The organism is Spirosoma flavus (assembly GCF_054778555.1).
Window position 1 is genome coordinate 1,000,957 of sequence record NZ_BAAGZL010000001.1, and the last position, 21,515, is coordinate 1,022,471.

Consider the following 21,515-nt stretch of genomic DNA (forward strand, 5'->3'; position numbering starts at 1 on the left):
AAATTTAGCCCTAAATTTCCCGGATACTATTCCTCTGATCGTAATCAGTCTGGCTACGTATCGAACTTTGTTTTTTGTGTCAACAGATTCACTTCAACTTCGAACCGTCAACGTAGTGCGCTACGTAACGCCACTGCGCGAGGGAGGCTCACTGCCGGCCATCGTGGAGGCCGATGACGATTTTTTATACGTACTGAAATTTCGGGGCGCCGGTCAGGGCACCAAAGCGCTCATTGCCGAATTGATTGCGGGCGAAATTGCGCGTTCACTCGGCTTACGTGTGCCCGAACTTGTGTTTGTCAATCTCGACGAAGCGTTTGGACGTACTGAACCGGACGAAGAAATTCAGGATTTGCTACGTGCCAGCGAAGGGCTGAATCTTGGCTTGCATTACCTGTCGGGTGCCATTACGTTCGACCCGATTCTCAACGACCTCAGCCCGCGTTTGGCTTCGCAGATTGTCTGGCTCGATGCGTTTGTGATGAACGTAGACCGGACGGCCCGTAACACGAACATGCTCATGTGGCACAAGGAGTTATGGCTTATTGATCATGGTGCCGCGCTTTACGTACACCATACCGGGCCGAACTGGCCAGAGCAACCCCGCCGTCCCTTTGCCCAGATCAAAGACCACGTATTGCTATCCAAAGCGACTGAACTCGACGCCGTAGATGCCGAATTTCGGCAACGGCTTACATCCGAAAAGCTTCAGGAAATTGTGGCGTTGGTACCCGATAATTGGCTGCTCAATAATGGCGTAATAGAATCGGCCGACGAGCAACGGGCGGTATATGCTCGATTTTTAACGGAGCGGTTAGCCTCATCCCAAATTTTTGTCAACGAAGCGAAGCATGCCAGAGAAGCACTTGTTTGAGTACGCCGTTATCCGGGTCGTACCCTGCGTTGAACGACAGGAATTTATGAATGTGGGCGTGATTTTATATTGTAAATCGCAGGGGTTTTTGCAGACGATGTGGGCGCTGAACGAAAGCCGGTTGCGGGCATTTTCGGCAGAAATTGATACTGATGAGTTGCGACAACGGCTTGGCGCTTTTGAACGGATATGCGCTGGAAAAAAAGAAGGTGGACCTATCGGAAAACTCTCCATCGCCGAACGTTTCCGCTGGCTGACTTCGACACGTAGCACCGTCGTGCAGCCGTCTCCCGTTCACCCCGGCTTATGCACCGACGCCCGCCAAACATTGGAGCATTTGTTTACGCAACTCGTAACGTAACGCGGACGTCCACGTCCGGGCATAAGCCGATATTTGTATGCACGCATCCACTAAATTTCTTACTCTACTTTTCTGCATCTGCACGACTGTTTGCAATAGTCAATCACGAACCGATGCGTTCTTAGAAAAGCTTTTCGCTAGTAATAAAAATCCTGTTTTTCAGAACGTTCTAAAAAACGCAGATTCCCATCGGCTGCAAATCATCTATACACGTATCGACCGGGATAAGGCCAACAAGCCCACGTTCACGAATTATTATTTTCGGGTTGATAGCACCGAGTATTTCAACCCCGCTTCAACCGTCAAACTGCCCTTAGCTCTGCTCTCACTCGACAAACTGAACCGCCTGAAAAACCCAAAACTGACGAAGTTCACTACGATTCAAGTTGATAGCGCCTACAGCGGGCAAATGAAAGAATGGAAAGATCCTAGTGCCGAAAGTGGTTATCCATCGCTGGCGCACTTCATTCGAAAAGCGTTTCTGGTCAGTGAAAATGACCCATATAGCCGGATGTATGAATTTGTCGGTCAGGGCGAAATCAATCGGGCGCTGCACACGAGGGGTTATCTGGATACACGTATCACCCATCGGTTTGTGCGCATGACCGCCGACGAAAATCGACATACCAATCCGGTTCGGTTTTTAGACGATAACGGCCAACTGATTTACACGCAACCGGCTGCCTATAATCAGGACCCGTTTGATTTTAGTCGCGTGGCCAAACTCGGCAAAGGGTATTACGCCAAAGAGAGTCTGGTGAATAAGCCGTTCGATTTTACCGAACGTAACAAGCTTCCTCTTGAAGCTCTTCATCAGTTGCTACGTTCGACGATGTTTCCAATGTCGGTGCCTGAGAAACAACGGTTTGATTTAACACACGACGATTATCAGTTTCTGTATCAATACCTATCGCAGTATCCAGGCGAGACGAATTATCCGAAATACGACCCAAAACAGTACTACGATAGCTACGTTAAATTCTTCTTTATGGACACTCTGCACCACCAGATGCCAGCCGGTGTTCGGGTGTTCAATAAAGTGGGCTGGGCCTATGGATTCTTAACGGATGCGTCCTACGTAGTGGATTTCACGAACAAAGTGGAATACATGCTTTCTGCTACGTTGTACGTCAACAACGACGGCATTCTGAACGATGATAAGTACGAATATGACAGTGTTGGTCACCCATTTTTATACCAACTTGGCCAGACCATCTACCAGCACGAGCTGAAACGTAAACGAAAGCAAACGCCTGATCTGAAGGCGTTTAAGATTAACTACGAAAAACGACGTAACGATGCTCGGCCTGTTGTGAAAGACGTTGATAATTGAAGAATGTTACAACGCCTTCTCAATCGTCTCCAGCGAAACGCCCAGCGTCTTTTGGGCAATGGCGTCTAATTGGGATTTTTCGCCAGTGAGATGAAAAACAGCGTGTTTATGAATTAACGTTTCGTTCGGTTTCAGGAACGCTGCGGGCGATACGCTTTCGATTTCATAGAATGGTCCCATCTGACTACCGTCGGCCAGCGGACCGTCGTTGTAAGCGTTTACGGCGTCGCCTTTTAGTGGGTCGGAGACGAGTTTCCATTCCTGATTCAGATACGTAGCGTTTTTATCAATGTCAAACAGGGTTAGCGTCAGTACGTTGTTCTCAGCGTCGTAGCTTCCGGCTATGGTTTTGGCTCGATTGGGCGGAATGCCCAGTTTGCCCCGGCTTTTTCCGTCGGCTTTGAAGTAAAGAACGCCGTTTTTATACGTAACGCGGTCGGGTGGAATCTGTCCAAAGTAATCCGTTGTCGCTACATTACCGGTTGCCTGTTCATCGTATGGAATCACAATGGTAACGCCGGGTGATGGTACGAACATGTCGAGCATCCACAGACAGGGAGCGCCGGTTTTTGGTGTCCAGGCTGTGGAGCCCGTATTGGTAATACTGTTGTCGGTTTGATAACCAACTAGTTTAATCCCATCGGCCAGCGACATATTGAGCCGGCTGGCCGCTTCGTCCCGACTCAGTAACGTAACACTCCGGTCGATTTTCAGTTGCAACGTAGTACCGGCGAAATTCGTCAGCGTCATATCCTTGTCCATCACCACCGACTGTACCGTTTTCGACGTAACGCGCCACGGTTCAGTATCAAAAGCGGGCGGAGTATGCCACTGCTCGAACTCCATTTTCGCCCCCGGCTTGAAAAACAGGGAATACTGCGCGCCCTCCGGTCCCAGCCACAACCGATTTTCGCCCCCGTAGGCGTTCATGTGCGCGTCGGGTTGACCTTCAAACGCTTTGTAATGCACCCACCCGAAACTTCGTCCCGGCATTCCCTCGGCGGTCGATGTAAAGACTTTCCCCTGATATTTAGCCGAAACAATGACCTGAGACGTACTATCGTCGCTGGAAAGCACCGCTACGTCGCTATCGTACTTCTGGAGGAAATCAAGGTCGTAACCGAACGTACCTTTTTCGGGTGTTCTCATGCTGGTTTTCTCGGTTTTGGAATTGGTTGTGCAAGCGCCTATTAGACAAATAGAGAGGAGCCATAGCGTTTTTCTCATGCCAGTAGTATAGACGGGGCTAAAACTTAATCAATCCAGTTTTCTAACTTGATTCCAGCAAGGTTTTGGAAATCACGGGTATTCCGCGTAACCAGTGTTAAGCCGTGTGTAATAGCGGTTGTCCCAATTAGCAAGTCAAATTCACCAACAGGACGCCCTATGCGTTTTAGTATTGCTTTCTGTTTGGCATATTCAGGAAAGCTTTGGCCAATCAGCAAGATTCGGTCTTTAAAAGCAATACGCAGCCATTCCAGATTTTGTCGATTTGCAACTCGATGACTTAGGGCACTGTTTTCTACGCCATACATTAACTCGGCAATTGTGATTTCTGATAAATAACAGGATTGAATGCCAACTGACCCTATTTTCTCAACCAGAACTTCCTGACCTTTAAATAAATGAATGCAGATGTTAGTATCCAGAAGATAAGTCATAATTCAATATCGCGCGGCTGGTCGTTACGGGCGCTATAAATTCTTGCTTCCAATTCATCAGCGGTTTCTTCTCCCTGCCAGCTTCCCGCAAATTTTTTCAATGCCGCTTGTAATTCCGCTTCGCTCGGATCACTATTATAATGAGCTTCTCTCGTTGAAAGACCCAGACGCTGTGCCAATCCTTTCAATAAAGCAAAATCATGATCACTCTGGGTTTCGATGGTGATAGTGTGTGTCATGTTTCCTCTTTTTTAACTTGAAAACCGCTAATCCAATCAAAGTTCCAATTTACCCTAAAGCTACAGGTTAGACAATCGTATAAACGGGTGTTTCGACAAAGCGCGAGGCCACAATCAGTTGCGTATCAGCCAGATGAGGTCTAAATAAATCGCGTGTCAAATCCGGACAATTGTTATCCTTCGACATATGCGACAGTAGGACGTGGCTCATGAACGACGGCTTGTGTGCCTGAAATAAAGCGAGCGCCTGCTGGTTTGACAGGTGCCCTTTGCCGCCCCGAATTCGTTGCTTCAGAAAATACGGGTAACGGCCGCGCTCCAGCATGTCTTCGTCGTAATTAGCTTCCAGAAAAGCCGCGTGGCACTGGCTGAAGTGACGTATGACGTGTTCACAAACTTCGCCGATGTCGGTAAATACGCCCACGTTTACGCCGTTTCCACTGACTATAAAACTGTGCGGATCGGCAGCATCGTGATGTTTCGGGAAAGCCGTAACGCGCAGACTACCAATGTCAACCGGTTCATAGGCACGTAGCGCCCGTAACGGAAAATCGCGCTCTGAAATGCGGGACCCACGTAGCGTTTGGGGCGTAATATATACGGGTAACTGGTGTTTTCGAGCCAGTTGCCGAATACCGCTGATGTGATCGCTGTGTTCGTGCGAAACAAAAATGGCTTTGACGGTCTGGAGCGACAAACCCAGTCGGCGCATCCGGTTTTCGGTTTCGCGACAGGAGATCCCGGCGTCGATCAAAACGGCTTCCTGCTCATTGCCAACGTAGTAGCAATTGCCGTTACTTCCCGAATTTAAAGAGGTAATAAATAAAGACATGGTACTAACAAATTAACGAATTTTCACCCGCAATCTGTTCATACTCGGTTTGCAAATTTGCCTGACTCCAACAAAAAAACGCTACGTTAAAAAGGTATCACTCGACCGGTGCGGCTACTTTCCAGAGCGAGGTCGATGACGCGGGCCAGTTGCTGAATGTCGGCAGGTGTTACGTTGGGTTGGGCGCCGTTCACAATGACGTCGTACAGGTTGTCGTAGAAAGGCATGTAGTTTCCCGGCAGGCTTTCGATACGTTCCGGGCCGCCGTTTCGGTAAAGTGTTCCCCAGCGGTCGTCAGGCTCAGTACCCCAGTCGGGCAGATTTGGCAGCAGGTTCTGCCGTAATCGCTCTTCCTGCGGATCTAACCCACCTTTGATAAACGAACCTTCGGTGCCGTGCAGGCTGTATCGAAGCTGATTCTGATACATCATCAGGTTGGATTCGAGCCGAACAATCTTATCAGAATACCCAAGTTTGATGTCGAAATAATCGTGAACCTGACTACCCGGTCGGATGATACGTGCACTCGCCTGAACCGAATCTGGTCTTCCGAATAAATGGAGTGCCTGGTCGATTAGGTGAGGGCCAAGGTTGTACAGATTACCGCGTCCGACTGCCGGTTTTTCTTTCCAGCTATTGGCCTGTAAACTCACCGGCGAAAACCGGTCGTAGCGGCATTCATAATCGATAAGCGTTCCAATCGCGCCTTCGTCCAAAAGGCGTTTGACGGTCAGAAAATCGGAATCCCAACGCCGGTTCTGGTAGGCAGTTGCCATAAGACCTTTTTGCTCCGCCAGATCAAGGAGTTGAATGGCTTCCTGTTCTGTCAGCGCAAACGGTTTTTCGATCACTACGTTTTTGCCATGTTCCAGCGCTTGTCGGGCGTACGCTACGTGGGTTTCGTTGGGTGAGCACACAAAAACAAGATCGATTTCCGGGTCAGCAAACAATTCTTCGGGCGTCGCAACCCAACCAATCGACGTATCGAAATCCCGAACGGCTTCGGGGCGACTGCTGGCAATTTTTGCCAACTGAAACCGTGGATTCACCGACAAAAACGGCGTATGAAAATATCGACCCGAAAGGCCAAACCCAATGATACCAACCTGAACAACTTTAGCCATAACAACGTACTGATTTGTCATTATAAACAGCTCGCGCTACTGAATCTACCCTACTGCCACAATGCTATAATACTGCTCTTGCGCCCTATTTTCGTTAACTTCCTTCATGTGAAAAGTTGTTTGACTTAACGGAATCGTCGCGTAGCGACCTAATGTTTGTAGAGATAGAACTATGTCACGTAGGTTCCGTCGCGTAGCGACCAAACAAAATCACGCCAGTTAGTTTGGTCGCTACGCGACGGAGCTTAGTCCGGGATATTTTGGCTATAAACATTAGGTCGCTACGCGACGATTTCAGTAAGTAGAACTACTTCTATAAAACGGCTTCAATAGTAGTCGTTTGTACTATAGTCCTTTCGTAATAGCTACGTTTAGCTCCACCCTTTCCCCTTGCTCATCTCAACCGTATGAACCTTCAATCATCTAATCGAAGAGATTTTCTGAAAACAGCATTGACTGGTGTACCGCTTATAACGGCGGCAGAAACAACGCTGTCCAAAGAAACTGTAAATAAGCAAACGAGTCATGTCCGGCTGAGCTGCAATCTTTATTCCTTCAACGAACCGCTCATGAGCCGTCAGATGAGTCTTGAAGACGTGCTTATCTTCTGTGCGGAGCTTGGTTTCGACGCCGTTGATCCAACCGGGTATTACTTTCCCAACTACCCAACTCCGCCCGACAACGATTACCTCTATCAAATCAAACGAAAAGCGTTTCGGCTGGGGCTCGACATTAGCGGGACCGGAGTACGTAACGATTTCACCTTACCCGACGCATCTCGCCGAAAGTTGGAGGTTGAATTGGTCAGAAAGTGGACCGACGTAGCGGCTCGGCTGGGCGCGCCGTGTATCCGGGTTTTCGCTGGAACGGGTAAAGAATTGCCGGCGGGTTATAATCGCGCTGAAGTAACGAACTGGGTGGTGGATGCGCTAGGTGAATGTGCCGACTATGCCGCGAAACAGGGCGTACTAATCGTGCTGCAAAACCACGCCGATTTTATTCAGACAGCCGATCACGTACTGGAGATTATAGGCCGGGTCAAGTCCGACTGGCTGGCCGTCAATCTGGACATTGGCAGCTTTAAAATTGGCGACCCTTACGCGCAGATTGCGAGTGTGGCACCTCATGCCGCCACGTGGCAGATTAAGGAAAAACTGTTCGTAAATGGGCAGGAGGTAACTACGGATTTGACCAAAGTGATGCGTATCGTGCGAGAATCGCATTATCGGGGTTATCTACCCATCGAAACACTGGGCAAAGGCGACCCAAAAGAGAAAGTGACGGTCTTTTATGACAAAGTGAAAAAAGCGTTAGAAGCGGTGGAGTGAAGTCATAAGAACTTAAATTAAACTATTGATTATTAATGGCTTACTGAGTGAATTTTTATCATCCTGACCGGCGGGCCGGTCAGGATGATAAAAATCTTTACTAATGATTCACGTTAGATTTAACGTTTGAGCAGTTTCACCGTCTGCTGTTGAGCGCCCGCCTGCACCCGTACGAACCGTAATCCCGACGTCGAACCTACCGGGACCGAAATTCGCTCCACCGACGAAGCCGACGGAACAGAATGCTGATACAGCTGACGTCCCTGTGAGTCTGTCAACTCAAGTTGTAGTAACTGGCCTTCAGCACCTCGCACGTCAAGCTCGGCCGTTTCGCCAATCACTGGATTACCCAGCACTGCTACGTTCAATCTGGAGCTCAGTTCATCCGTAGCCTCCCGAGCTGATGCGCCGGGTTCCGTACCCCAAACCCGAACTCCTCCTACGTAGACTACAACACGGTTGTTAGCCGTCATCGGATTAGTGCCGTTCAGATACGAGTAATCGTTGCTCTGGTTAAACTGACTCCAGTCCTGCTTGCCAATTCGGTACTCAATATTGCCCGTACTGGTCAACGGATACAATTTGGGCAGATTCACTACGCTCAGTTCCAGATACGTATCGGCATTAGCCAGCGGGGGATTGATCCGGACGAACTGCCCATTTATGTTATTGCTGCCTAACTGAGCGTAATCCAGGTAGAAATTCAGTGGCTGCGTGCCGTCCGAAGTGAAGTAGTAACGCACCTTAATGTCGGCGTAATTAACTGGTACGTTGCCTTCGTTACGTAGTTGCAGGTACGTATTGATCGTGTTGGTTGAAGCGCCTTTTTTGTTTTCCGTATAGATTTTCAGACTCTGTACCGGGTTCACTACGTTGGGCTCCGTTCCCCAGACCAGCGCCCCATTACGATAGGCGGTGATGCGGGAATTCGCTACGTAGTTGGCACTATTAGCATACGAGTAATCATCGCTTTCGTTGAAATAAGTCCAATCCTGCTTACCGATTCCATTCTGGATCGGCCCCGAATTTTGTCCAGCCGCCAGATTGCCCGCTGTCGGTAGAAAGCTGTACTCGATATAGCCCAGCGCTCCCTGTCGAGGTTGCGACAGTTCGACGTATTTCATCTTCACTTTATCGGTGCCCAGTTGCGCCCAATACACCGACAGGTTCGTCATTGGAGAAAACTGCTCCGCCGTCAGCCAGTAGCGAATGGTGATTTCACTATATGGAACGGGTGAGGTGCCATCATTTTGTACTTGCAGGTATGGCTTGATGGTGTTGTTCTGCTGGTTATTGTCGGCATCCTGATGGAATACTTTCAGATTGGCAACGGGCGCTGGCTGGATGAGAAGCGTTACCGAAGCAGGAGCGCTGGTGCAGGTGTTCAGGTTACAGGTGGCCGACAAGGTATAGCTACCGGGCTGAGTAAAGGTGTAAACACTGCCATTAGCTGTACCCGTGCCCCCCTGCGCCTGCCAGCTAATCGTGCCTGAGCAGCCGCTAGCCGTTACCGAAATAGGCTGATTCGTGGTAGACGTAGCGCTAGCCTGTAACGTGGGTGCTGCCAGCGTAGTGTTTCCATTTACTGTTCGGCTGGCGGTGGCCGTACAGCCATTACTGCCCGTCAGTGTGACCGAATACGTAGCGGCCGCCGTCACCGAAATTACTGGCGACGTAGCACCCGTACTCCAGCGATACGTACCAGTGCCTATTGCACTCAGACTCACCGAAGGACTGGCGCAGGTCAACGTAGCACTGGCCGGGTTGATGCTGACCGTTGGCACGGTTTTATCCTGACTAATCGTAACGGTTGCCATCGCCTGACAGCCGTTTTGTCCTTTTAACCACACCGTATAATCGCCGGCCAGACTTACCGAAATCACGTGACTGGTAGAGCCTGTGCTCCAGAGAACGGTCCCGGCGCCCACTGCACTCAGACTTACGACTGGCGTTGCACAGGTCAACGTAGCCGAGTTGGGTGTAATACTAACTGCCGGTTGATTTTTATCCTGACTCACCACCACAGACGTTGTACTCGAACAGCCATTAGACGTCGTCAAGGTTACTGAATACGTACCACCCTCAGTTACTGAGATGGCTGATGTAGTAGCTCCCGTATTCCATTGATATGTACCACTGCCTGTTGCACTTAGATTTACGGATGTCGTTGTGCAGGTCAGCGTAGCGCTCGAAGGAGTGACGCTCAGTGAAGGTGAGGCCGCGTTTTGGTCAACCACACGACTGGTGGTGGCTGTGCAGCCATTGGGAGCCGTCAGCGTCACGGAGTACGTACCGCCCTCCGTTACCGATATGGCTGACGTAGTGGCCCCGGTGTTCCAGCGATACGTACCATTACCAACCGCACTCAAACTTACGATTGGAGCAGCACAGGTTAACGTAGCGCTCGAAGGCGTGATGCTCACCGTTGGAGCCGTCGTATTTTGGTCCACACTCACACTGGCCGTGCTCGAACAGCCATTGGAGCCGATCAGCGTGACCGAATACGTACCACCAGCCGTCACCGAAATGGCCTGGCTCATAGCTCCGGTGTTCCACTGATACGTACCACTGCCGACTGCGCTCAGGTTCACCGTTGGATTGGCGCAGGTTAAGGTAGCACTGGCGGGCGAGATGCTCACCACAGGAGGGGTTTTATCCTCAATCACCTCGATGGTTGCGCTGGCGGTACACCCGGTGGCCCCCGTTACGGTAACCGAGTAGGTCCCCATCGACGTAGCGCTGATGACCTGAGAAGTCGCTCCGGTGTTCCACTGATACGTTCCGCTGCCCACCGCGGTCAGATTCACACTCGGACTGGCGCAGGTTAACGTAGCGCCGGTCGGCGTTCCGATACTGGGACTGATGCTCACCGAGGGGATGGCATTGACCGTCAGGCTGACCAGGCTGGTGCTAGTGGGCGAGCCTCCCGCAGCGGCAACCGTAACGGTGAGCGTTTGAACCCCACTCACGCCCGCATCGACACTGGCTGAAACGTCGCTGGTGGATGTAGCCGACAGGGTAATACCTGCCGGTGCCGCCCAGGTGTAGCTATACGGAGCCGTACCGCCCGAAGCCGTTACCGATAGTTGGGTAGAGGTGCCCGCGCAAACCGGGTTAGGCGTGGCCGACGTGACCAGACTCAGCGAAGGGGAGGTGGAGCAGTTGAGCAATACGGATATATCATTGCCACCATTATTCGGGGTAATTACGTCGGCTTTGCCATCGCCGTTAGCATCGCCCACGGCTATGTAAAAAGGGGCAATACCTGTGGCGAACTCTGTTTTAGGGTTAAAACTGCCTAGACCATCGCCTAACAGTATGGATACTTTGTAAACGACTCTATTCGCCACAGCCAGGTCGGCTCTGCCATCGCCATCAACGTCGCCCACCGCCACGGAAAACGGGTTATCCCCCGCGTTGAAATCAGTTTTGGGGTTAAAGCTGCCCGTGCCCGTGCCCAAGAGTAGGGATACCGTGTTATCGGCCCTATTCGCGGTGACCAGATCTGGTTTGTTATCGCCGTTGAAATCACTCACTGCTACGGAAAAAGGGGAGAAGCCAGTCGTGAAATCGGTTTTGGGACCAAAGCCGCCCGCTCCATCACCCAGCAGCACCGATACCGTATTGCCATTCGAATTCGCGATGACCAGGTCAACTTTGCTATCGCCATTAAAATCACTTACGGCTACCGATTGGGTCGCGCCCGTCACGGCAAAGGTGGTTTGAGGACCAAAACTTCCTGTACCTGTACCCAGCAGTACAGAAACAGTGTTGCTAAGTTGATTGGCGATGGCCAGGTCGGCTTTGCCATCGCCGTTGAAGTCACTCACCACTACGCAATAAGGGCTGGTTCCTGCGGCAAAATCGGTTTTAGGGCCAAAAGCCCCCGTTCCATCACCTAATACCACCGATACGTTGTTGCTGCCTGAATTTGCGATGACCAGGTCGGCTTTTCCATCGCTATTGAAGTCGCTCACTGCCACCGAGATCGGGTTAGCTCCCACCGCAAAGGTGGTTTGGGGTGCAAAGCTGCCTGTGCTAGTGCCTAGCAGTATAGACACCGTATTTCCGTTCCTGTTCCCCACGGCCAGGTCAGGCTTGCCATCACCGTTGAAGTCTCCTATCGCCACCGATCTGGGGCCAGAACCCACCGGATAGTTGGTAGCCGGCAGCAAACACTGTGCCCAGGTCTGGCGACTCAGCCCAGTTAGTAAAACAAGTAGCAGCCCCCAACAGACAAGAGCGGGTAAGTTTCGGGGCTTGGTAGCCTGATAGGGTCTGTGGTGGGATTCTGAAGTAATTTTGCCTCTGGTTTTTTGGCAAGAGAAGGAGAGTTGGAGCATGTATTTAACGGTTTGTATTAAGCTACTAAGCTACCTACAAGCCAATCCCCAAACCGCTGAAATGACGTGAACTCAGAGTTTACTAACATGAATGAGCTATCTGAGTATATAAATGATTTTATGATTAACTGCTAAGTCATCAAACGGTCACATACGCAACCTGTTAATTTGCTTTCTAAAGCGCTTTGTTGCACTATCGTAAACGGAGGATTTTTAAATTGCCAGTACGCTAATTGTCGATTACCAACGGCTTTCCATAAGAGGAATTTTGAACGGTCGGCCGTTGCTTGGGAGTTACGGCAACGCAAACGCTACGTATTTATCCCCGGAGCGCGTTTTGAGTTTGCCGCCACCGCAGGCAATCACTACGTACTGTTTACCTCCCACCGAATACGTAGTGGGCGATGCGTAACCAGCCGCTGGCAAAGCGGCTTTCCAAAGCGTTTTTCCAGTTTTGGTGTCCATGGCTCGGAACTGTTCGTCTTTGCTGGCGGCAATGAATAACAGGCCACTCCCCGTTACGAGCGGGCCCCCGTAGTTATCCGTTCCCGTGGGTGGAATACCTTGCGCAGTTAACTCCTTATATTCACCCAATGGCACTTGCCACCGATGTTCACCCGTGTTTAAATCAATGGCTGTGAGCGTTCCCCAGGGTGGATTGCTCACCGGATAACCTTTGCTATCGTACCAGCGATTGTAGCCTGTGTGTTGATACGGAACTTCTTCATTTTGAACGCTAACTGTTTGATTGGCAGTGTTCTTGTCGAAGATAAAATCGACTAGAATTTTGCGTTCGTTTTCAGGAAGATGGGAGAAAGACGGCATCATTCCCCGCCCTTTCAAAAGCAGTTGATGAACGGCATCGGGCGTCAGGCGTTTGTCGATAGCCAGCAATGACGGATACGAACCATCGTGATTGCCCCGACGGTCGGCTCCGTGGCAGGCTGCGCACCGAAGGTTATACAACTGTGCCCCCGTTATTGAAGCATTTTCGGCGGGCTGTTCCTTCTTTACTAGCGACGAGAAACACGGATTCTGCTTGGCCGGAATGAAAATAATCCCCGACGGATCAACGGCTGAGCCTCCCCATTGCGCCCCGCCATCCGTACCGGGGTAAAAGAGCGTCATGTCCGACGTGAGCGGGATATAAGCCGTGCCGGTACGTGCCTTACGTAACGTAGCAACCAGCTCGTCGCGGTTCGATGCCCACGTATTAATGTCCTGTTCGGTAAACGTCTGTTTGGTGAACGGAGCGGGTTTCTGCGGAATAGGCTGCGTCAGACTCGGAAACTCTCCGGCGATGGCATCGGTCGCGAATTTAGTTTCGACGATGGGAAACAGCGGCTTTCCAGTAACCCGGTCGAACACGAAAATATGGCCCTGTTTGGTGGTTTGGGCTACTGCGTCGATACGTCTCCCGTTCTGCGTTACGGTCAGCAGATTGGGTGGGGAAGGTGGGTCACGGTCCCAGATGTCGTGGTGAACAAACTGAAAATGCCAGAGCCGTTTGCCCGTATTGGCGTCCAGTGCGATCAGGCAGTTGGCAAAGAGGTTGTCGCCTTTGCGATTGCCGCCGTAAAAATCGTAAGCAGCCGAGCCGGTTGGTGCGTACACAATACCCCGCTGGCGGTCAATTGCCATACCCATCCAGGCATTGGCTCCGCCCAGTCGCTGTCGAGGATTGGCGGGTTGCCACGTAGCATAGCCAAACTCACCCGGTTGTGGAATGGTATGAAACGCCCAGACTTGCCGCCCTGTTCGAACGTCATACGCCCGAATATCGCCCAGTAAGGCCGTTTCGCCTTCGGCCAATCGCGCACCCACCAGAATCAGATTTTTATAGATGGTATTGGGCGTATTCGGCTGTACGTAGTTGTCGCCACCCGGCCGTTCGATGCCTATTTTCAAATCGATACGTCCACCCTGACCAAAGTTTTCAATGGATTTGCCTGTACGCGCGTCGAACGCATACAGCCATTTGCCTGCGCCAAACAGAATCCGCGATTCTTTTCCATCGGTCCAGTACGTAACGCTCCGGCTGGTCGTACCGCCATTATCAGTCAGATTGGTTTTCCAGATTTCCTGACCTGTAGCCGCGTTTATAGCAAATGCCTGTGTATTAGCCGATACACCATACAATACGCCGTCGATCACCAACGGATTGCACTGCATCTGCGTCCGGTTCCCGACCGTATCAGCCCCGCCCGACGCATACGTCCAGGCGACTTTCAATTGCTGAATATTTTCGGCGGTTATCTGGGTAAGTGGGGAATAGTGACTTCGGGCGCCATCACCATTGTATTCGGCCCAGTGGGTATCGGGCAGCGCCGGTTTGCAAATAAACCCGATCATTCCCAACAGCAGCATTCCCAGGCCGAACAAGTATTTCATGGCAGACGGTGTTACGTTCTGCTTCTCAAAGCATTGTCATTCTGCGAAATACTTTTCTGTGTGCTACGCCGGTGTAGGCCCCGACAGGCTCTGGCCGCTTCGGCGGTCCGATGTCGAAGTCGCCGGATGGTATATAGTTAGTCGCTGGTGCAACTCCGACATCGGACCGCCGAAGCGGCCAGAGCCTGTCGGGGTCTCTACAGCTTTTCGGCGATACGTAGTTTGGCGCTACGTGCCCGTGGATTCCGGGAAATCTCGTCGGGTGTGGCTTCGATGGGTTTGCGGGTGATGGCACGTAGTGGTTTGATTTCGTTGCCAAACAAATCTTTTTCTACTTCGCCCTGAAATTTGCCTTTGTTGATGAAGTTTTTCACCAGCCGGTCTTCCAGCGAATGGTATGACATCACAACTAGCCGTCCGCCCGGTTTCAGTACGTCGGGCACCAGTTCGAGAAACTCTTCCAGCACCTGCAATTCTTCGTTCACCTCGATACGTAGCGCCTGAAACACCTGCGCGAAATATTTATTTTCTTTGCCGCGTGGCGCCTGTCGTTGCAAAGCGGCTTTCAGGTCATTCACGGTTTTTATGGAACGATTCGAACGCGCTGACACCAAAGCTCCGGCGGCTGTACGGGCGTTCGTGATTTCGCCATACATGCCTAGAATCCGGTGGAGTTCGGCTTCTGAATATTCGTTCACAATCTGCCCAGCCGTTCGATCCGCATTCTGATTCATCCGCATATCGAGATCGGCGTCGAAACGGGTGGAGAAACCGCGTTCGGGCGTATCGATCTGGTGCGATGAAATCCCCAAATCGGCCAGAATACCGTCGACCTGTTCGGCTTTGTACAGGCGCAGGTAGCGTTTGATATTTCGGAAATTGGCGGCTACGAACGTCAGGCGCGAATCGCCGATGGCTTGTGCGTTGGCTTTGGCGTCGGCATCCTGGTCGAAACCAAACACCCGGCCACCCTCTAACTGGTTCAGAATGGCGCGGGTATGCCCACCGCCACCGAACGTAACGTCGACGTAGGTGCCGCCTGGCTGTAGATTTAGCCCGTCGATGCAGGCCTGTAATAAAACGGGTTCGTGGTAATCGCTCATTCAGAAACTAATGGACAGTAACGTAGTGTTTTAGTGTATGATGTATAGTATATGATGTATGATAACTTTGTTCAGAAAGCATACAATATGTACCCTATATCCCTATACAACCTGCATTGTCAATTTATGAAAAAAATCCTTCCTTTACTTTTGCTTCAATTGCTGGCGTGGCCAACGGTTTCTTCCTGCCAGTCAACGTCGCCTATTGTCAAACCGGGTACGTATCGCGCTGTTCTGAAAACGCCGGGTGGCCCGCTGCCGTTCGGGCTGGATATTCAACCCAAATCGGGCGACGCCAAAACGTATTCTGTTTTCGCGCTGAATGGTCAGGAGCGCCTGCCGATGGACGATGCTACGATACAGGGCGACTCGCTACGTATCCCGATGACGTTGTTTGAGTCGGAATTGGTTGCAAAGATAGACGGGAATACGCTCCGGGGCGTATACCGACGCCAGCGTGTCGCACAATCTGCACAAACATTGCCGTTCGAAGCTCAATTCGGGCAGACGTATCGGTTTACGCCCGATGAAAAACCAGCAACGGCCAACCTCACTGGAAAATGGGCGACCAATTTCGGAAGTAAAACGGGATTAGTAGATTCGGTGAACGCTGTAGGCGTTTTTGAACAGAAAGGAAATAAGCTGTTTGGTACGTTTCTGACACCTACGGGCGATTACCGCTATCTCGAAGGTAACGTAGTGGGCGACAGCCTGTTTCTGTCCTGTTTCGATGGTTCGCACGTGTATTTATTTAAAGCCAGATACAATCCCGCGTTTAGAAATATGACGGGGGGCCTGTGGGCGGGTATCTCGGGGTATGAACCCTGGGCCGCTCGTCTCGACCCAAATGCCGAATTGCCAGATCCTGCCAAACTGACCTACCTGAAACCAGGCAAGAATACGCTTAACGTATCATTCCCAGAACCGAACGGCAAAGCTGTCTCGCTAACTGACCCGCGTTTTAAGGGTAAAGTAACAATTGTGCAGATTCTGGGAACGTGGTGCCCGAACTGCATGGATGAGACGAATTTCCTGAGTCCGTGGTACAAAAAGAATAAGGAGCGAGGTGTTGAAGTTCTCGGATTGGCGTTCGAGCGGTCGGCAGACATGGCCGTATCAGGACCGAAAATTGAACGGATGAAACAGCGTTTTAAACTGGATTATCCCGTTGTGCTGGCCGGCACGAACGACAAAGCGCAGGCCTCTAAAGCACTCCCCGACCTGAATGCGGTCGTAGCTTTTCCAACGACCATTTTCATCGACAAAAAAGGACAGGTTCGCCACATTCATACGGGCTTCTCCGGGCCGGGTACTGGCAAATATTACGACCAGTACGTTGATGAGTTTAATCGGTTAATCGACAAGCTGCTGGCCGAAAAATAAACAAAAAAAGACCGCTGGCCAGCGGTCTTTTTTTGTTCTAGGTTATTCTTTTTTCCTTTATTCCAGCCACATCACTTTTTCGTAAGCGATTTCGTAATCCATTTCTTCGAGCGGGATTAGCTCGGTAAGGTGGCCGTTTTCGTCGGTTCGAATGGCGTTCCAACGGCCGGATGCGTCACGTAACAGAATCCGGTAGCCGTAAATCGGGTGCAAGGTAGCCGCATCGGTACGGTGGTCCCATCCGGTTTGTAGCTCCACGGCAAACGCGATACGTTCCAACACTTCCGGCAACTGATTCGCTACGTTGTCGGTACCATCTAATTCCTCAATCCACAGCACCAGACCATCGGTACCCCAGTTAAAATGGAGCGAAGCCGGGCTGAGGGTGATAATTGAAGCGTTCATAACCTTGTAGTTTAAGTTGTTTGCAAAGGGTAGAGCATACCTTTACCCCTATGCCGTCATACTCCAGGCGGGCGATGAAAGCACCGTGCTTTCCTGCTCTTCCCGCCATTTGCGGAGCCAGAAACGGTATTTTTTTCGACCGTAGTCAATAAAGCCGGGAATCGACGTAGCGTCGACGGCAAACAGTCGGTGTGGGCGTTGTTTCATCACGCCAATAAACACAAACCGAAACTGACGCGTCGAAGCCCACTCCTGATTGTCGGCGTTACGTAGGCTGTCGATATAAAAAGCCGCCTGTCGGTCGTAATCGTATGTGTAACACGATTCCAGAAACTGCGCCTGGGTGCGGGCTGACGTCGTTTTAACATCAATCACCAAAGCGTTACGTCGTTTTGGGCTCGTATAAATCATGTCGAGCCGAGCTTTACAGGCAACGCTCGTAGCGGGGTCAGTCGACAAAACGATACGTTCTCGCTCCGACATGCGCAGGTAACGGCGGCAAAATGTATCCTGTTTAATGGTGCGCATCAAAGTTGCCAACTGCTCGGCCTGCGCCAGCGACAACCCATCCAGTCCAGACTGGTCTGTTGAATCGACCATGTCGGGCAGTAGTTGTTGCATAACCGTTCCCACGGTTTCGGGTTCGAGCAGATGCTGGTGAAAAGCGCGCCCGAATACCTTCGTTTTTTCGCCAATAAAGCGCGCTGATGGTACCGACCAGTAGCCCAGATGTTCTTCTTTCAGCCGGGTTAGGTCGGAATTTGATACACGGGCCAGAGCGCGGTAGGCATCGCCGGGCGTGGCAAGCGGCTGAACCGAATTTGTATATATTGTTGAAGATGGAGATAGCATCGAAAAGAAATTTAAGGAACGACGTAACGTATCGCCGACGTAGCAGCGATACGTTACGTATAACACGTTGAATCAGATGATTAGCCAGCCGGTAATAATTCCGGATCTTCAGCGGCATGCGCAAACGGATTGTAGTAGTTCATGGCCGTTTTGATGTTGGCAATGTCCGTAAGCGTTTCCTGCCGGAAGATTTTCACATCCTGCGCAAACTGCTTGAGTTCGACGGTCTTCTCTACGTCGCCGATTTTGTAGGAGAACGTAGCGATGTAGTAAACTCCTTTCGGCTGCACCTTCGTGTTTTCTTTTTTCTCCGCCACAGCCGTAATCACTACGTCCGACAGCGTCTGGTCGTCGTAATAAAGTGGCTCGATGAGTCGAAAAATATTATCGACCGAGTAACCGTGGAAAAGAATAGCCGATACACAGTTTTTCTCGTCGATAAAAAAGATTTCAGCCCAGTTTTTGGTACCCATGTTCAGGATATTATCCGTGAAGATGCGCCAGGCAATTGGCTGAAAGGTAAGGGTACGGCCCAGCTTCTCCGAACCGTTAATGTTGAACACGCCTTCCTTCGCATCGAACCGGTACTGACGCGGGTGCCCCTCCAAATATTTATACTTATTGACTACTTCTCCAGTCAATTCGTGAATCTTTTGATACGGTTTCAGCGCACTATCGCTTTGAATTGTCGAAAGTTGGTTTTTGTTTTGTGTGTTCATTAGTATTTGTTGTTTACTGTTCAAGCAGGGGGCCCATGTTGCGGTCCCTTTTGCCTTTTTACAGGGTTGTGTTTATTGGTTTAAAATTACACAATTTCATGTAAAAAACAAGCCCATTTTGTAAGTTTAGTCGTGGTTTTTTACGCATTTTTGTGTAAAATGGCAGTGTGGTAGGTAGGTGACTGAGGTTCAGGAGGTAATCCGGACACTTTTGAAGCACCTTCGCCATGTCCTGAAAATTTTTTCGGAAAACTGAAAAATTTTTTCGCCAATTTTTCGCGACACACAATTATGACAATTCAACTCCGACTTCAGGAATTAATTGATGCCTTAGACATTAGCGTGCTTGAGTTTGCCCGGAAATTGGGCGAGCGCCGGGGCGAAAAAGTTTACCATATTCTTCACGGGCGACTGAAGCCGAGCTACGATACCATCGAGAAAATTCTGCTGGCCTATCCGCAGGTCAACGCCGACTGGTTGTTACGGGGCGAGGGGCTTATGTTTAAGATACTCAGCTCACCTTCGGCCGCCATTACCACCGAAGAACGGCTGCGAAACGTGGAGTTCTTACTGTTTCAGCTCAACGAGCGGATGACTGTGCTACAGACCACTAACGACCAGCTACTGGCCGAATTAAACGCTCTGAAAAAGGGGAAATTCTGAAGTGATACGGAGGAGTGTATTGCTATCGAAGTATTGAATGCATATATTTATTGCCAAAGTACCAGAATCAAGATCGATCTTACGTGTAAATTGACGTTTTCTTAACCTGACTCGACAGGCCCCTTCTATTTGGAGGGGCTTTTTTTTCGTAAACAACCGGCCTTACTTTCAGGTTATAGGTTGAAAAAACACCAAACGTTATGGCAACTACATCACCATTTGATCCAGATAAAGTAGATCCTGAATTTTATTCACACGACCCCAACCAACACGGCGACACGGATTTTGGTCGTGAATCAGGTGGGGTTGGCAATAACACATACGAAGGCGGTACGTCGGGGATGGATTTAGATTCCGAACGACGTAATGACACCTACGAAACTCGCGAGGCTAACCAGGATAAAGGGCGCGTGGGCGAACCGCATGGCGCAAGTCTGGGTGGAACACAGCAATGGGACGTTGACGCTGATACTATTTCGGACGTACCGAAAGGACAGCTGATGAGCGATGAAGCGGCTTCGAAGCTAAAAGAAGTGGCTGAAAACCCATCCGATGATGCGCTGCTGCATCGGGCCGACGCTACGTACCTAGAAGAAGGCGATAATCCGAATGCTGGCTATGACCCTCACGACAAAGGTTATACTGGAAAAGATAAAGAAAACCCTCAGTAATCTGAGTATAAATTTGTTCTAAAAAACGGTCAGGCGAATGCCTGACCGTTTTTATTTGGCCGGGTGATAAGCTTCACAACTTGATCCTGGCATTTTTTTGTAAACTTGCTTTTTATTTCAGTTAATCCGGCAGCTTCCTGTTGCCTCGTGTATTGTGCTCATCGAAACCCGTGCTTATGCGCGGGCGGGTTTGCTCGGTAACCCGTCCGACGGTTTTTTTGGTAAAACCATTGCTATTTCCGTACGCAACTTTGGGGCGTCCGTTACGTTGTACCCCTCGCCAGAACTGAACGTTGAACCGCAAGCGCAGGATACGAATAGTTTCAGAAGTCTGCATCACCTGCGTGATGCGGTTAGTACGCTCGGGTATCACGGCGGGGTGCCGTTGCTGAAAGCGGCTATCAAGAAATTTGCCGAATACTGCGAAACCGAAAACATCCGATTACCGAATCAGAATTTTTCGATACGTTACCGAACGTCGATTCCGCGGCAGGTTGGATTGTCGGGGTCTAGTGCCATCATTGTTGCTACGTTCCGGGCGCTCATGCAGTTTTATGGAGTCGAGATACCCCAGCCTTTGCTCCCCAACCTGGTGCTGGCCACCGAGACCGAAGAACTGGGCATTACGGCAGGGTTGCAGGACCGCGTAATTCAATGTTACGAAGGGTGCGTGTATATGGATTTCGACCGTACGATTATGGAAAATCAGGGTCACGGCAATTACGAACCCATCGATCCGCGTCTGCTTCCCAAGCTTTACATTGCTTACAATACCGAGCTTGGGAAGCAATCGGGACGTGTGCATAGCGATGTTCGGGCGCGTTGGTTGAAGGGCGAACCGCTGGTTGTTGACACGATGAGTGCTATTGCTGACGTAGCACGCCAAGGCCATGAAGCCATCCAGGAGCAGAATATTGACCAGCTCCACGAACTGGTGAACCGTAATTTTGATCTGCGCTCCACAATATTTAACATCAGCGAACGTAACCGCAGCCTCATCGAAGCCGCCCGCGCCTGTGGGGCATCAGCTTCCTTTACCGGCTCAGGTGGCTCCATCATCGGTATTTACCGCGACGACGCCATGCTGAACCGTCTTTTTGTTGAACTCCGAAAAATTAACGCCCGCGTTATAAAGCCATACGTAGTATAAATCAGCGAAAGAGTGAAAGAGTGAAAGAGCGAAAGTACCTGCCGGACGCTTCCGCCGAATGGTTTTCGCTCTTTCACTCTTTC

General features: G+C 50.6%; 19 protein-coding genes. 8 read left to right on the forward strand and 11 right to left on the reverse strand.

The features are described from left to right. Window positions 1-76 precede the first annotated feature (76 nt). Genes ACYVF1_RS03840 through ACYVF1_RS03850 form a run of 3 tightly spaced genes read left to right on the forward strand, consistent with a single transcriptional unit; the run spans window position 77 to window position 2,568 of the window. On the forward strand, window positions 77-874 hold the full coding sequence (locus ACYVF1_RS03840; protein ID WP_461075792.1) for a HipA family kinase: 798 nt from the start codon (window positions 77-79) through the stop codon (window positions 872-874). Continuing rightward, on the forward strand, window positions 852-1,235 hold the full coding sequence (locus ACYVF1_RS03845) for a DUF3037 domain-containing protein (RefSeq protein ID WP_461075794.1): 384 nt from the start codon (window positions 852-854) through the stop codon (window positions 1,233-1,235). Before ACYVF1_RS03840 ends, ACYVF1_RS03845 begins: the two co-directional genes overlap by 23 nt. Window positions 1,236-1,272: 37 nt before the next feature. Beyond that, entirely contained in the window at window positions 1,273-2,568 is a 1,296-nt protein-coding gene (locus ACYVF1_RS03850) for a serine hydrolase (protein WP_461075796.1), read from the forward strand. A 6-nt stretch (window positions 2,569-2,574) separates the two neighbouring features. On the opposite strand, the gene ACYVF1_RS03855 is transcribed toward ACYVF1_RS03850, so the two are convergent. From ACYVF1_RS03855 to ACYVF1_RS03875, 5 genes are all read right to left on the reverse strand, one after another. Beyond that, complete coding sequence (locus ACYVF1_RS03855) at window positions 2,575-3,717, reverse strand: DUF6786 family protein (protein WP_461075798.1); 1,143 nt, start codon at window positions 3,715-3,717, stop codon at window positions 2,575-2,577. Between the two features lie 104 nt (window positions 3,718-3,821). Further along, the gene (locus ACYVF1_RS03860; RefSeq protein ID WP_461075800.1) at window positions 3,822-4,229 is read right to left on the reverse strand and encodes a PIN domain-containing protein; all 408 of its coding nucleotides are present in this window, start codon (window positions 4,227-4,229) and stop codon (window positions 3,822-3,824) included. Continuing rightward, window positions 4,226-4,468, reverse strand: a complete 243-nt coding sequence (locus tag ACYVF1_RS03865; protein WP_461075802.1) for a hypothetical protein — start codon at window positions 4,466-4,468, stop codon at window positions 4,226-4,228. Before ACYVF1_RS03865 ends, ACYVF1_RS03860 begins: the two co-directional genes overlap by 4 nt. Before the next feature lie 67 nt (window positions 4,469-4,535). After that, entirely contained in the window at window positions 4,536-5,300 is a 765-nt protein-coding gene (locus tag ACYVF1_RS03870) for an MBL fold metallo-hydrolase (RefSeq protein WP_461075804.1), read from the reverse strand. A gap of 86 nt (window positions 5,301-5,386) precedes the next feature. Beyond that, window positions 5,387-6,424, reverse strand: coding sequence for a Gfo/Idh/MocA family oxidoreductase (locus ACYVF1_RS03875; RefSeq protein ID WP_461075806.1), 1,038 nt, complete (start codon window positions 6,422-6,424; stop codon window positions 5,387-5,389). A 407-nt stretch (window positions 6,425-6,831) separates the two neighbouring features. Here ACYVF1_RS03875 and ACYVF1_RS03880 point away from each other — a divergent pair, with 407 nt between their 5' ends. Beyond that, window positions 6,832-7,752, forward strand: coding sequence for a sugar phosphate isomerase/epimerase family protein (locus ACYVF1_RS03880; RefSeq protein ID WP_461075808.1), 921 nt, complete (start codon window positions 6,832-6,834; stop codon window positions 7,750-7,752). A gap of 119 nt (window positions 7,753-7,871) precedes the next feature. Here the strand turns inward: ACYVF1_RS03880 and ACYVF1_RS03885 are convergent, their stop codons facing one another. The 3 genes from ACYVF1_RS03885 to rsmH form a co-directional block, all read right to left on the reverse strand. Then, on the reverse strand, window positions 7,872-12,095 hold the full coding sequence (locus ACYVF1_RS03885; protein ID WP_461075810.1) for an FG-GAP-like repeat-containing protein: 4,224 nt from the start codon (window positions 12,093-12,095) through the stop codon (window positions 7,872-7,874). 294 nt (window positions 12,096-12,389) lie between these two features. Further along, on the reverse strand, window positions 12,390-14,486 hold the full coding sequence (locus ACYVF1_RS03890) for an outer membrane protein assembly factor BamB family protein (protein ID WP_461075812.1): 2,097 nt from the start codon (window positions 14,484-14,486) through the stop codon (window positions 12,390-12,392). 197 nt (window positions 14,487-14,683) lie between these two features. After that, window positions 14,684-15,589 (reverse strand): 16S rRNA (cytosine(1402)-N(4))-methyltransferase RsmH, encoded by a 906-nt coding sequence (gene rsmH, locus ACYVF1_RS03895; protein ID WP_461075814.1) that lies wholly within the window; start codon window positions 15,587-15,589, stop codon window positions 14,684-14,686. Between the two features lie 126 nt (window positions 15,590-15,715). Here rsmH and ACYVF1_RS03900 point away from each other — a divergent pair, with 126 nt between their 5' ends. Next, complete coding sequence (locus ACYVF1_RS03900) at window positions 15,716-16,972, forward strand: peroxiredoxin family protein (RefSeq protein ID WP_461075816.1); 1,257 nt, start codon at window positions 15,716-15,718, stop codon at window positions 16,970-16,972. A 57-nt stretch (window positions 16,973-17,029) separates the two neighbouring features. On the opposite strand, the gene ACYVF1_RS03905 is transcribed toward ACYVF1_RS03900, so the two are convergent. From ACYVF1_RS03905 to ACYVF1_RS03915, 3 genes are all read right to left on the reverse strand, one after another. Then, window positions 17,030-17,377 carry a hypothetical protein gene (locus ACYVF1_RS03905; RefSeq protein ID WP_461075818.1) on the reverse strand — a complete coding sequence of 116 codons (348 nt, stop codon included), beginning with the start codon at window positions 17,375-17,377 and terminating at the stop codon, window positions 17,030-17,032. Between the two features lie 48 nt (window positions 17,378-17,425). Then, window positions 17,426-18,229, reverse strand: a complete 804-nt coding sequence (locus ACYVF1_RS03910) for a PD-(D/E)XK nuclease-like domain-containing protein (protein ID WP_461077803.1) — start codon at window positions 18,227-18,229, stop codon at window positions 17,426-17,428. A gap of 80 nt (window positions 18,230-18,309) precedes the next feature. Beyond that, window positions 18,310-18,948, reverse strand: a complete 639-nt coding sequence (locus ACYVF1_RS03915) for a hypothetical protein (RefSeq protein WP_461075820.1) — start codon at window positions 18,946-18,948, stop codon at window positions 18,310-18,312. Between the two features lie 291 nt (window positions 18,949-19,239). Between ACYVF1_RS03915 and ACYVF1_RS03920 the strand changes: the two genes are divergently transcribed. From ACYVF1_RS03920 to ACYVF1_RS03930, 3 genes are all read left to right on the forward strand, one after another. Next, window positions 19,240-19,611 carry a helix-turn-helix domain-containing protein gene (locus ACYVF1_RS03920; protein ID WP_461075822.1) on the forward strand — a complete coding sequence of 124 codons (372 nt, stop codon included), beginning with the start codon at window positions 19,240-19,242 and terminating at the stop codon, window positions 19,609-19,611. 200 nt (window positions 19,612-19,811) lie between these two features. Next, on the forward strand, window positions 19,812-20,282 hold the full coding sequence (locus ACYVF1_RS03925; RefSeq protein WP_461075824.1) for a hypothetical protein: 471 nt from the start codon (window positions 19,812-19,814) through the stop codon (window positions 20,280-20,282). 154 nt (window positions 20,283-20,436) lie between these two features. Then, the gene (locus tag ACYVF1_RS03930; RefSeq protein WP_461075826.1) at window positions 20,437-21,432 is read left to right on the forward strand and encodes a mevalonate kinase family protein; all 996 of its coding nucleotides are present in this window, start codon (window positions 20,437-20,439) and stop codon (window positions 21,430-21,432) included. The last annotated feature ends 83 nt before the right edge of the window (window positions 21,433-21,515 follow it).

Excerpts from the sequence above, each read along its gene's own strand:
- ACYVF1_RS03865 (WP_461075802.1), bottom strand. The coding sequence starts at position 4,468 with ATGACACACACTATCACCATCGAAACCCAGAGTGATCATGATTTTGCT.
- ACYVF1_RS03855 (WP_461075798.1), bottom strand. The coding sequence starts at position 3,717 with ATGAGAACACCCGAAAAAGGTACGTTCGGTTACGACCTTGATTTCCTC.
- ACYVF1_RS03920 (WP_461075822.1), top strand. The coding sequence starts at position 19,240 with ATGACAATTCAACTCCGACTTCAGGAATTAATTGATGCCTTAGACATT.
- ACYVF1_RS03875 (WP_461075806.1), bottom strand. The coding sequence starts at position 6,424 with ATGGCTAAAGTTGTTCAGGTTGGTATCATTGGGTTTGGCCTTTCGGGT.
- ACYVF1_RS03845 (WP_461075794.1), top strand. The coding sequence starts at position 852 with ATGCCAGAGAAGCACTTGTTTGAGTACGCCGTTATCCGGGTCGTACCC.
- rsmH (WP_461075814.1), bottom strand. The coding sequence starts at position 15,589 with ATGAGCGATTACCACGAACCCGTTTTATTACAGGCCTGCATCGACGGG.
- ACYVF1_RS03850 (WP_461075796.1), top strand. The coding sequence starts at position 1,273 with ATGCACGCATCCACTAAATTTCTTACTCTACTTTTCTGCATCTGCACG.
- ACYVF1_RS03860 (WP_461075800.1), bottom strand. The coding sequence starts at position 4,229 with ATGACTTATCTTCTGGATACTAACATCTGCATTCATTTATTTAAAGGT.
- ACYVF1_RS03885 (WP_461075810.1), bottom strand. The coding sequence starts at position 12,095 with ATGCTCCAACTCTCCTTCTCTTGCCAAAAAACCAGAGGCAAAATTACT.
- ACYVF1_RS03870 (WP_461075804.1), bottom strand. The coding sequence starts at position 5,300 with ATGTCTTTATTTATTACCTCTTTAAATTCGGGAAGTAACGGCAATTGC.
- ACYVF1_RS03890 (WP_461075812.1), bottom strand. The coding sequence starts at position 14,486 with ATGAAATACTTGTTCGGCCTGGGAATGCTGCTGTTGGGAATGATCGGG.
- ACYVF1_RS03925 (WP_461075824.1), top strand. The coding sequence starts at position 19,812 with ATGGCAACTACATCACCATTTGATCCAGATAAAGTAGATCCTGAATTT.
- ACYVF1_RS03915 (WP_461075820.1), bottom strand. The coding sequence starts at position 18,948 with ATGAACACACAAAACAAAAACCAACTTTCGACAATTCAAAGCGATAGT.
- ACYVF1_RS03905 (WP_461075818.1), bottom strand. The coding sequence starts at position 17,377 with ATGAACGCTTCAATTATCACCCTCAGCCCGGCTTCGCTCCATTTTAAC.
- ACYVF1_RS03900 (WP_461075816.1), top strand. The coding sequence starts at position 15,716 with ATGAAAAAAATCCTTCCTTTACTTTTGCTTCAATTGCTGGCGTGGCCA.
- ACYVF1_RS03910 (WP_461077803.1), bottom strand. The coding sequence starts at position 18,229 with ATGCTATCTCCATCTTCAACAATATATACAAATTCGGTTCAGCCGCTT.
- ACYVF1_RS03880 (WP_461075808.1), top strand. The coding sequence starts at position 6,832 with ATGAACCTTCAATCATCTAATCGAAGAGATTTTCTGAAAACAGCATTG.